This window comes from Desulfurobacteriaceae bacterium, assembly GCA_039832905.1.
In the GTDB taxonomy this organism is placed as follows: Bacteria; Aquificota; Aquificia; order Desulfurobacteriales; family Desulfurobacteriaceae; genus Desulfurobacterium.
The window spans coordinates 1-11,014 of record JBDOLX010000009.1; the positions used below are offsets into that span (position 1 = coordinate 1).

The 11,014-nt window shown below is 35.0% G+C and carries 12 protein-coding genes; 10 read left to right on the forward strand and 2 right to left on the reverse strand.

Annotated features, from left to right (window positions below; translation table 11 throughout):
* The 10 genes from ABGX27_00280 to ABGX27_00325 all read left to right on the forward strand — a co-directional run.
* Positions 1 to 569 (forward strand): RNA polymerase sigma-54 factor (locus ABGX27_00280; protein ID MEO2067936.1); only part of this gene is annotated, 569 nt, incomplete at its 5' end.
* Positions 566 to 3,202 (forward strand): glutamate-ammonia-ligase adenylyltransferase, encoded by a 2,637-nt coding sequence (locus ABGX27_00285; GenBank protein MEO2067937.1) that lies wholly within the window; start codon positions 566 to 568, stop codon positions 3,200 to 3,202. The genes ABGX27_00280 and ABGX27_00285, both read left to right, overlap by 4 nt.
* Positions 3,181 to 3,801: a hypothetical protein gene (locus ABGX27_00290; GenBank protein MEO2067938.1), complete on the forward strand. Its 621-nt coding sequence runs from the start codon at positions 3,181 to 3,183 to the stop codon at positions 3,799 to 3,801. Before ABGX27_00285 ends, ABGX27_00290 begins: the two co-directional genes overlap by 22 nt.
* Entirely contained in the window at positions 3,773 to 4,450 is a 678-nt protein-coding gene (locus tag ABGX27_00295) for a hypothetical protein (GenBank protein ID MEO2067939.1), read from the forward strand. The genes ABGX27_00290 and ABGX27_00295 overlap by 29 nt, the downstream gene beginning before the upstream one ends.
* Before the next feature lie 44 nt (positions 4,451 to 4,494).
* On the forward strand, positions 4,495 to 4,656 hold the full coding sequence (rpmH, locus tag ABGX27_00300) for a 50S ribosomal protein L34 (GenBank protein MEO2067940.1): 162 nt from the start codon (positions 4,495 to 4,497) through the stop codon (positions 4,654 to 4,656).
* Positions 4,638 to 5,009, forward strand: a complete 372-nt coding sequence (gene rnpA / locus ABGX27_00305; GenBank protein MEO2067941.1) for a ribonuclease P protein component — start codon at positions 4,638 to 4,640, stop codon at positions 5,007 to 5,009. The genes rpmH and rnpA overlap by 19 nt, the downstream gene beginning before the upstream one ends.
* On the forward strand, positions 5,003 to 5,212 hold the full coding sequence (yidD, locus tag ABGX27_00310; protein ID MEO2067942.1) for a membrane protein insertion efficiency factor YidD: 210 nt from the start codon (positions 5,003 to 5,005) through the stop codon (positions 5,210 to 5,212). The genes rnpA and yidD overlap by 7 nt, the downstream gene beginning before the upstream one ends.
* A gap of 10 nt (positions 5,213 to 5,222) precedes the next feature.
* The gene (gene yidC / locus ABGX27_00315) at positions 5,223 to 6,692 is read left to right on the forward strand and encodes a membrane protein insertase YidC (protein ID MEO2067943.1); all 1,470 of its coding nucleotides are present in this window, start codon (positions 5,223 to 5,225) and stop codon (positions 6,690 to 6,692) included.
* Positions 6,692 to 7,957: a hemolysin family protein gene (locus tag ABGX27_00320; GenBank protein ID MEO2067944.1), complete on the forward strand. Its 1,266-nt coding sequence runs from the start codon at positions 6,692 to 6,694 to the stop codon at positions 7,955 to 7,957. The genes yidC and ABGX27_00320 overlap by 1 nt, the downstream gene beginning before the upstream one ends.
* A complete protein-coding gene (locus ABGX27_00325) occupies positions 7,957 to 9,204 on the forward strand; it encodes a hemolysin family protein (protein ID MEO2067945.1) in 1,248 nt (415 codons plus the stop codon). Before ABGX27_00320 ends, ABGX27_00325 begins: the two co-directional genes overlap by 1 nt.
* Before the next feature lie 13 nt (positions 9,205 to 9,217).
* Here the strand turns inward: ABGX27_00325 and purT are convergent, their stop codons facing one another.
* Both purT and ABGX27_00335 read right to left on the reverse strand, forming a co-directional pair.
* Complete coding sequence (purT, locus tag ABGX27_00330) at positions 9,218 to 10,396, reverse strand: formate-dependent phosphoribosylglycinamide formyltransferase (GenBank protein ID MEO2067946.1); 1,179 nt, start codon at positions 10,394 to 10,396, stop codon at positions 9,218 to 9,220.
* Positions 10,397 to 10,425: 29 nt separating this feature from the next.
* On the reverse strand, positions 10,426 to 11,014 hold a 589-nt coding region (locus ABGX27_00335; GenBank protein ID MEO2067947.1), incomplete at its 5' end, for an AEC family transporter.

An 11,014-nucleotide genomic window follows, 5' to 3' on the forward strand; every position in this document is an offset into this window, starting at 1 on the left:
GACTGGTTAAAGATGATGTTATTGTAGAAGCTGTAAACCCAAAGAATTTCTCCATAAAAATTAATAGCTACTACTTAAAATATGCAAGCAATGAAGAACTAAAGAAATTTATAGAGGAAAACTACAAAAGAGCTTTAGGTCTAAAAAAAGCAATAGAACAAAGGGCAGAAACCCTAAAAAAAATAGGAAAAGCTATTTTTAGAATTCAAAAAGAATTTTTAAAGGATGGAGAAACTCTTAAGCCTTTAAGCTACCAAGAAATTGCTGAAATGCTTTCTCTTCATGAATCAACCGTAAGTAGAGCTGTGAAAGACAAATTCGTAGAAACACCTTTTGGAACTTTCCCACTTAAATTTTTCTTCCGTAGAGGAATCTCTAAAAAGTCTGTTGATTCTATAAAGGAAAAAATAAGAAAAATAATAGAGTCTGAAGATAAAAAGAAACCTCTAAGTGACAGCAAAATTGCTGAAATTTTAAAAAGTCAAGGTATTAAGATAGCAAGAAGAACGGTTGCCAAGTATAGGGAAGAAATGGGAATACCAGGGGCTTTTGAAAGGAGAGAAAGATGAAGTTTTTAATGGAAAAATGTAGAAATAACTTTGAACCACCTTGGCAAAAAGTCCTTGACTTTATAGAAGAAAATTCTTTACCAAACAAAAGAAGAACTCTCATCTACACTGAAAAACTAAGGGAATCTCTTAAAGGGGACTTTCCAGCTTTCTTAGAGGATGAATTTCTCCTCCACATTATCACCCTATTTTCCTATTCCCAAGCTTTAGGAGAGTTTATAGTTAGAAACCCTCAAAGTTTGGGTGAATTAAAAGACATTTACAAAAAGAAATTTCTTCCTCAAGATTTTGAAGTAGAAGTGAAAGAAGAAGAAAATCAAAAGGAGTTTAAAGAGAGGTTAAAGTTTTATAAAAACCTTCAAATGGCGAGAGTTGTCCTAAGAGACATTTTAGATTTAGCTCCTTTTAGCGAACTTGTAAGAGATGTAACCTTAATTTACGACAGCATCCTAAAGGCAGCTTTTCGTTTTGTTCAAAAAATTATGGAAGAAAGATACGGAAAAGTTAACAGTGGTTTCATCATAGTTGATATGGGAAAAGCTGGAGGATTCGAGCTTAATTATTCTTCGGATATAGATATTCTATTTGTCTATGAAACAAGGTATGGTGAATCGAGTGGTGGTTCTTACGGGAAACTCCAAAACCACGATTACTTTTCTCTTTTTTCCAAATTTATAACAGAAATCTTAAGCGATGTAATAGTTGTAGACCTAAGGCTTCGGCCAAATGGAACGATGGGCCCCATATGTAACGATATTGAAGCTTTGGAACAGTACTACACAGCCATCGCCCGTCCGTGGGAGAGGTTCGCTCTCCTTAAAGGGAGACCTTCCGTTGGAGACATCAAAAGGACGGGAATTGAATTTTTAAAGCTTGCAAGAGCATTTGTTTTTAGAAAATACATAGATCTTACATTGATAGAGGAAGTATTAAGGTTAAAAGAACTCATAAAAAGCAAGGTGAACAGAAAAGGAAAGAAGATAGATTTAAAGCTTGGACTAGGTGGTATAAGGGAGGTAGAGTTTATAGTTCAAGCTTTTCAACTAATTTATGGAGGGAAATATCCTCAGATTAGATCCAAAAATACTCTAAACGCTCTTAAAAGACTTTTGAAGTGGGGATTTCTAACCGAAAAGGAATATAAAGATTTAAGAGATTCTTACGTATTTTTGAGAAGAGCAGAGCACATGCTTCAAATTACAAACTTTAGGCAAACCCAAACTTTTCATCCAGAAAGTGAAGAAGCTGAAGAACTTGCTAAGAAAATGGGCTTTGAAACAAGAGAATCTTTCTTAGCTCACCTTGAAAAAGTTATGTCCACCGTAAACAACTACTTTACAAAGTTTTTCCCAACTGGAGATAGAAAACCACTGTCGGTAATAACAGAAGAAGACCTTGAAAAAATGGGATTTAGAGAACCAAAAGAAGTAAAAAGGTTTTTAGAAATTCTACTTAACCTCAAAACTTTAGCTTCCTCTGAGGTAAACAAGATAGATGTTATGGGAGAAAGATTTTTAGAGCTTCTATTTGAAGCTCCAAACTCGAAGAATGCCATGAAAAACCTTATTACTTTTTTTGAAAAAAAAGAAGGAAGAGTTTTCTTTTTCTCAATAATTTCTGAAATTCATGCTTTAAAACTCCTCTTTTTCTTACTTTCAACGAAAGACTTCTTCATAAAACGTTTTAGAGAGACTCCAGAAGTTGTGGATTTTATGTTTAATCCTGAGTACATAGAGAATCCTATAACGGTGGAAGGATTAAAGAAAGACTACAAAGAGTTAGATAATTTGAAGCTTGTTAAAAATTTAGCTGAAATAAGGGCTCTTTTACGCTTAAGATTAAAAAGGATAGAGATTGAAGAGTTTTTAAAAGAACTTACACAAGTTGCAGATTTTGTAATAGATGTTCTTTACACAAGATTAAAACCTAAGTTTTCTTTAGCTTCTCTTGGGAAACACGGAAGTAGAGAAATGAATATAGGATCAGATATAGACCTACTTTTCTTTGCCAAAGAACCACAAGAAGACATTGAGAAAGCCTTAGATTTAATTAAAAAGCTCGAAGAACTTGGCTTTGAAGTTGATACAAGGCTTCGTCCTTTTGGCGAAAAGGGAGATCTAATATCTACTGTAAGTTACTTTGAAAAGTACACTAAAGATACAGCAAGAGTATGGGAAAGAATGGCTTTCACAAGGTTTAGATTTCTAAAAGGAGATCTAAAGGAAGAAGTAGAAAAGGTTGTAGATAAGTTTCTCTTTGGAAAACCCTTTAATAGGAATGTCTTGAAAGAAGTCACCAGCATGAGAGAAACCTTAGCAACCAATTTAGGAAAGGGTAAAAACGATATCAAATATTCAAGCGGAGGAGTTGTAGATTTAGAGTTCATTGGCTACATTTTCCAACTCTACAAAGGGAAGAAGATAGGTAGTACGTTCCTTAGCTTAAAAGATCTTGCAAGAGAGGAAGAGGAATTTAAAAAAGGAATTAGACTTTACAAACTTTTAAGAGAAGCAGAAACGGAGAAGAGACTCTTTGGCGAGTTTATAAATTGGAGTGATAGAATTGAAGCCCTTAAAAAGGAGGTAAGAGAGTTTTATAAGGAGTTTATTGAATGGATAGAGAAAAGGATTTAGAAAAATATGCCCAGGAAATAACTACGTTAATCAAAGATACTTTTCCCTCTTTCTTCTTTTCAGGTTCAAACGATACACCTACGTTAAGAGAATGGTACTCTTTGGGGATACCCCCAAGTTTTATACTCTTTGCCTTGGATGGTGAAAATCTTCCTAGAAGGTTTTCTCTTAAAGATGTAAGAGAACTTGTTAAGAAAAAGTTTAAAAGATACTCAAAGGAGGAAGCACGAAAAGCTTTAATCACCCTAAAAGAGGAGAGAATTCCTTACGTTAGGATAGATAAGCTTTATACTGTTCTAAAATCGGTACTCTTGGATATTGGAGTTGAAGATCTCTCGATTCTAAACAAGCTCAACAAACTCAAAGATTTAGAGGACATAAAGAAAATAGAAAAAGAACTAATATCCTTTGAAGAGGAATTCTTTAGACTACTTGAAAAAAAAGCGCCAGTGAGCAAAAAATGTAAGGAACTTGCAGAGAAAAGGCTTATGCCTTATAAATTTTATTGGAAAGAGAAAGTTATCAATGTAACAAGAAACGCCTTAATAAAAAGGTGTTTAAAGGAAACGTATGGAATACCAGATTTTACAATTTTATAACTACTTAGATTACCCAGCAGCTAGAAAGGAAAGAATAGAAAAGCTGCTAAGTGATTTTAAGGAGAAAGGTATTTTCTTAGAGTCTTTTTTATCCAAAGGTTACAGAGGAGTAGTTTTTAGAGGTTCTTACAAAGGAAAGACGGTTGCCATTAAAGTTTTACGTTCAGATGTAGAAAAGAAAAATCCAATAGAAAAAGAGTGTAGAATCCTTGAATTCTTAGAAAAGACCTTGAAAACTGAAAACCCTGCCCCTTGTCTTTTTATTTGCAGAAAAGAGTTCCTTGTAATGGAGTTTATAGAAGGAGTAACCTTCTCAAGTGCTATTTTGGAATACAATCCTAAAGAAGTTATAAAGGAAGCTTTAAAAAGTTGTTATCTTTTAGACAAAGTTGGCGTAGAACATTCAGAAATAAAGGGAGAGAAACATTTAATCTTTGATGGAAAACGAGTAAGAATAATAGATTTCGAAAGTGCAAAGTTTAAAGAACTTCCAAGAAACCTTTTGCAGTTTGTTGGTTATCATCTTATCAGAAACGAGAAACTGCTTGAGAAATTGAAAATTTCAAGAGAGGAATTAAAAAAAATCATCGAGATTTATAAACAGGACAGGGAAAAAGGCTTTCATACTTTGACAAACCTTTTCGCTTGACTATAATTCCAATATCAATTTTTTCCTTGATAAGGAGGTGACAATTGACAAAGAGAACATATCAGCCAAGTAGGCTTCACGGTAAAAGGGTTCACGGATTCAGAGCAAGAATGAAGACAAAGTCTGGAAGAAAAATTCTTAAGAGAAGGAGAAAGAAAGGTCGTTGGAAGCTAACAATAAGCGACGAATGGAAGAGAAGGAAGTAAGGTTTACTTTTAGGAAGTTTGAAAGACTTCGAAAACAGAAAGAATTCCAAAACGTTTTTGAAAATGGTAAAAGTATAGGCGGCGCTTACGTCGCCTTTTACTTTATACCTAATGATTTGGGTTATCCCCGTGGAGGTTTTATAGCATCCAAGAAAATTTCCAAAAAAGCTGTAGACAGGAATAGAGCTAAGAGGCTAATGAGAGAAGTTTTTAGGTTAAACAAACACAAGCTAAAACCTGTAGATGTTATCTTTATTGCAAGAAAGGGTATATCGGGAAAAAAATATCAGGACGTTGAGAAAGATTTTCTTAACCTTGCCAAGAAAGTTGGCATTTTGAGGGAAAAGTGTTAAAGAAAGTATTTATCCTCTTCATAAGGTTCTATCAAAAATACATCTCCCCTTTATTTCCTTCAAGCTGTAGGTATTACCCAACGTGCTCAAACTATGCCATCATGGCAATAGAAAAGTATGGAATTCTCAAAGGGAGTATAAAAGCAATTTTTAGAATTTTAAGGTGTAATCCTTTTTCTAAAGGAGGAATAGATTACCCATAAGGAGCAAGAGATGGAAAAGAAAGAAACACTTAGGATTATAAACATCATTCTTATTAGTGTTGTTTTTATCCTTGGATTCCAAATCCTGTTTGGACAGGAGAAGAAAGAGAATAATTCTACAAATACCGTTAAAAAAGAAGAGGTGATAAGAAAAGATATTCCTTCTTCAAAAGAGATTGGAGAAGTTATTAATGTAGAAACTCCTCTTTACAAGGCCGAAATATCTACCGTAAACGGAAAACTATTATCCATTAACATTAAAAAGTACAACGCCCAACTTGTTTCAGAGTTCTCTAAAAAGCTTGGAATATTCCCATTAATGACAATTTCTGTTGACAAGGAGCTTTCAAAAGAGCTTGTTAACCTAAAACTCTCTCCAAGTCTAAAGAATGTAGTTGTAAAAGATACTCCTGTAAAGCTTACTTTAAGAGGAAAACTCAAGGACGGCAGAGAATTTGTAAAAGAGTTAACCTTTTATCCAAACTCTTACAAGATAGATGTTAAAACCAAGTTGAAGAATGCAGATCTAATTACCATTGTTGGACCTGACATAAAGGTTAATGAAGTTCACACTTCCAGAATGGGACATATAGGTCCAGTGGTAGAAACGGCAGAAAGAGTAGAAAGACTGGAAGTAAAGGATATCACAACTCCTATAAGGTTCAGTAATGTCATATGGGCTGGAGAGGAAGACAAGTACTTCTTACTTGCTCTGAAGGGAAAGGATTTTGTAGTTTCTATTGATAATGTTGAAGGACACAGCATAGTTAAAGGATTTTTAGGAAATGCTACCTTTTTTGGTGGTCCTAAGGAGTTAACACAGCTAGAAAGTCTTGGAATGGAAAATGCTATAGATTATGGGGCTTTTGGATTTCTTGCAAAACCTTTCTTAAAGTTTTTCCTTTTCCTACATCGGTTTATACCAAACTGGGGATTGGTAATTATTGTTTTAACAATACTAATTAAAATCATCTTCCATCCTCTAACCCACAAGAGTTTTGAATCTATGAAGAAAATGCAAGAGCTTGCCCCAAAGCTTGAGGAGATAAAGAAAAAGTATAAAGACAATCCTCAAAAGTTCCAAGAAGAAACAATGAAGCTGTACAGGGAAGCAGGTGTTAACCCAATGGGAGGATGTTTACCTATTTTAATTCAGATACCTATTTTCTTTGCTCTTTACGAGATATTCTTAAATGCCGTTGAACTAAAAGGAGCAAGCTTTTTGTGGATTAGTGATCTATCTATTCCGGATCCTACTTACGCAATGCCTATTCTCATGGGAGCTTCTATGATCCTTCAGCAAAAGCTTACTCCAACAACAAACCCACAACAGGAAAAGATATTTATGATAATGGCTGTTATATTTACTTTCCTTTTCGCAAGTTTTCCTGCAGGACTGGTTCTTTACTGGTTAACCAATAACATAATAACAGCCGTCCAAAACTTTATAATTAACAAAAAGCTACAAGGTAGTTCCTAATGGAGTCGGGAAACTTAACTCCTTACTTTGCCGTCCTTTCCGTTCTTATTATGCTTTCTGGCCTCTTCTCTGCTTCTGAAACTGCCTTCTTCTCTCTCAATACCTTAAGACTTGAAAGGTTGGCTAAAGAGGGAAATAAAAAAGCAGAAGAAATCCTGAAACTACTTCAAAATCCAGCTAACCTTATTGCTACAATCTTAATTGGAAATGAAATGGTTAATGTTGCAATCGCAGCCACATCTGCTGTGCTATTTATAAAACTTTTGGGAGAAGAACTCGGGACAAGCTTATCTGTTCCAATTACAGTTATAACACTTCTTATCTTTGGAGAAGTCACTCCCAAGACACTTGCTATAAAGTACAGCGAAAAATATGCATTCTTCATTTTTAGTTTCATAAAAACGGTGAGTTTTGCTATAACTCCGCTTAGGATACTTCTTGTGTCTTTAGCTTCTTTTCTTTTAAAGCCCTTTGGCGTAGAACTTTTCAATAAACCCAAAGCATTAACCGACGAGGAATTCTTACTTCTTGTCTCAGAAGGTGCAAAAGAAGGAACAATTGCTCAAGAAGAAAAAGAGCTCATAGACAGAACTCTTGACCTTGGAGAAATGGACGTAAAAGAGATAATGGTTCCTAAACATAAAATTTTCGCTATACAAAAAGATACCCCACTTAGAGAAGCTATAGAAAAAATAAAAGAAACGAAGTTTTCAAGAATCCCTGTTTACGACAAATCTTTGGACGATATAGTAGGCATTCTCTACACTCGAAAGATTCTACCTTTGAAGCTAAAAAAAGAAGACTTAGAAAGAGCTGTTGAGAATTTTTGCGATGAACCCTTCTTTATTACTGAATTTCTTACTCTTGATAAACTTCTTGAGAACATGCAAAGGTCTAAAAAACACATGGCAATAGTAGTTGACGAATATGGAAACACGGCCGGAATAGTTACCCTTGATGACATCTTAAGAGAAATTGTAGGTGATATCCCTGACGAAAAGAAAAATCATGAAGAGATAGAGAAGATTGCTGAAAGTAGGTATAAACTCTCGGGGAATACCTCCATTGAAGAATTAAAAGAACTATTAGAACTTGAAGATGAGGAAATTTTGGAAGAAGTTGACACAGTTGCTGGTTTGATGATGGCACTAATGAAGAAGATTCCCAAAGAAGGAGAGTCTGTAAGGTATAAAGACTACAAACTCACAGTTGAGCAGAAAGATGGCAACAGAATAACCTCCGTAATTGTGGAGAGAGAAAAGTAATGGAAGTATTACCGATTTTCCTCATATTGCTGTGCGTCCTATTTGAAGGATTTTTTTCAGGAAGTGAAATAGCAATAGTCTCTCTCTCTAAAATTGAACTCAAGAAAAGACTACAAAAAGGAGATAAAAGTGCCATTCTTCTTAATAAACTTCTTGCCGAACCGGAAAAACTTCTTACAACAACCTTAATAGGAACAAACCTTTCAACAGTAACAGGTTCTACAATTTACGCTACTCAAATCTTAGAGGACTTAAAAAAGGTTTTTCCTATTTTGGCTTCCTATCCAGAAATAGCTACTGTAATAGGCTTTACCCCAATAACCTTAACTTTCGGAGAGCTTATTCCTAAAAGCCTTTTCCAAAAGTACTCTTCACAGATTGCCTTTAAGATAGTTTACCCTATCTATTTCTTCTACTATCTATTTAAGCCAATTTCTTTTGTAGTAACAGGCTTTGCAAAAGCTTTTGCAAAACTAATAGGTGCAGAATCTAGCGATAACCCTTTTGTTACAAAAGAAGAACTTCAAATGCTGGTTGAAAGTTCCTCAAGATTTCAGATAGAAAAGACAGAGAGGAACATTCTTAAAAACATCTTAAGACTTCGTGAAAAAACAGTAGGAGATATATACGTCCCACTTCTTAACGTCGTTGCAATAAACGAAAATGCCCCTGTAAAAAGTGCAATAAGCCTTTTTGAAAAGTCGGGATTTTCAAAGCTTCCGGTTTACAGAAAGAGGTTTGATGATATTGTAGGCTACATCTCCATATCCGACCTATTGGACGTTGAGAATGGAGATATTCCAGTTAAAAAGTTAATGAGACCTATTCTTATCTTTCCAGAATACATGAGCATCTTTAACGCTTTGAAAGAATTCAGAAGATCAAAGGATCAGATGGCAATTGTTGTGGACGAATACGGTTCAACCCTTGGAATTTTAACTTTAGAGGACATATTGGAAGAAATAGTAGGAAAGATAGAAGATGAATTTGACAAATCTAAAGTTTCTATAACCAAGGAAGGAAGGGAAATTACTGCTAAAGGTTTTACAGAAATTGAAGAGTTAAACAAGTTCCTGAAGAAACCTTTACCTAGAAGTTCAGACTATACAACAGTTGCAGGACTAATTCTTCAAAAGCTTGGAAGATTTCCAAAACCGGGAGAAAAAATAGAGCTTGAAAATGCAGAAATAATAGTGGAAAACGTAGACCAAAGAAAAATAAATAGAGTAAAAATCAAAGAAAAGTAGCCCCAATGGGCTACTATAGTGATACTTTTATTTTAGAAACAGCTTCTTTTACTTTATTTCTTGCTTCTTCAACTGTATTTCCACTTGCTAAAACAACTCCCATTCTTCTTCTTGGTCTTGCTGTCGGTTTTCCAAATATTCTAACTTTTGTATCTGGAACACAGAGAGCCTCTTCTACTCCTTCGTAAGTTGGAGCGACTCCAAAATCTTTAGCGTGGAAGCAGTAAGAAGCACCAGGAGATAAAAGTTTTATTTCCATTGGAAGTCCTAAAATCGCACGAAGGTGTATTTCAAACTCACTCATATTTTGACTAATCATTGTTACCATTCCAGTGTCGTGAGGACGAGGAGAAACTTCACTAAACCAAACTTCATCTCCCTTAACAAAGAACTCACAACCAAAAATTCCATATCCTCCAAGAGCATCTGTTACAGCTTTTGCCATTTCTTTCGCTTTTTTTAGTGCAACTTCTGACATTTCTTGAGGTTGCCAACTTTCGTGGTAGTCTCCATCAACCTGAACGTGTCCAATAGGTTCACAGAAGAGAGTTCCTTGAGTTCTTGTTCTTACAGTAAGGAGAGTAATCTCAAAATCAAAATCTATAAACTCCTCAATAATCACAGCGTTTCCTTTTCCTCTTGCGTTCTCTTGGGCATAGAAGAAGGCCTTATCTACTTCCTCCTTGTTCCTAACAATGCTTTGGCCCTTTCCTGAAGAGCTCATTACAGGTTTTACAACGACTGGAAGACCTATTTCCTCTACTGCCTTTCTGTAAGTTTCCAAATCGCTTGCAAAACGGTATTTTGATGTCTTTAAACCAAGCTCTTCGGCAGCAAGCCTTCTAATTCCTATTCTATCCATTGTAAGTTTAACTGCTTTAGCACTTGGAACGATAGTAAACCCTTCTTCTTCAAGTTCTAAAAGAACATCGGTATCTATAGCTTCAATTTCAGGAACTATAAAATCGGATTTTTCTCTATAGACAATATTCTTTATTTGTCTCCCATCTTTCATATCAATAACGTAATACTTTTGGGCAACTTGCTGGGCAGGTGCAAACTGATAACTATCAACAGCTATAACTTCTATACCAAGTCTTAAAGCCTCTATAGCAAATTCTTTACCAAGCTCTCCACTTCCAAGAAGAAGCATTTTAGTAGCATTAGAGGACAATGGAGTTCCTATCTTCATAATACCTCCTTAGGAAAAACTTTTTGAAATTATATAATGGTTTTTAAGAAGAGAAGGTAGATAGGAAATAGCAAGGTAGAGATGAAAATAATGGATGCTGCTACTTCTGGTGAACGACTAAACCTTTCACATAGAACATAGTTGAGGATTGCAGAAGGTAGAGAAGATTGAACTATTAAGACTTTAGAAAGTAAAGGTGAACAACTAAAAAGTTTAACCAGGAAAAGAGCACTTAATGTTCCTCCAAAAAATCGCACTCCAGTTCCTACAAAACTTAAGACAACATCGTTAAGCTTAATTCTTGATAAACTTATTCCTATGGAGACAAGCATTAAAGGAAGAGTCGCCTCTCCAGCAATCTTTATTATCTTCTCAATTCCACTTGGAAGAACAAAGTCCTTTGTCAGAAAAGCAAAGACAGCAGCGTGGACAAGGGGTATTTTAAAAGCAGAAATAATTCCTTCCTTTAGATTTTCCCTTTCCAAAATAACGATTCCGAGAGTAAAGTGAAAAATAGCCATTACTACCATGTAGAAAGTAGCAAAAGAAACTACTTTTTCCCCAAACATTAAGTAAATGAGAGGAATTCCCATGTATCCAGCATTCATAACGGTACTT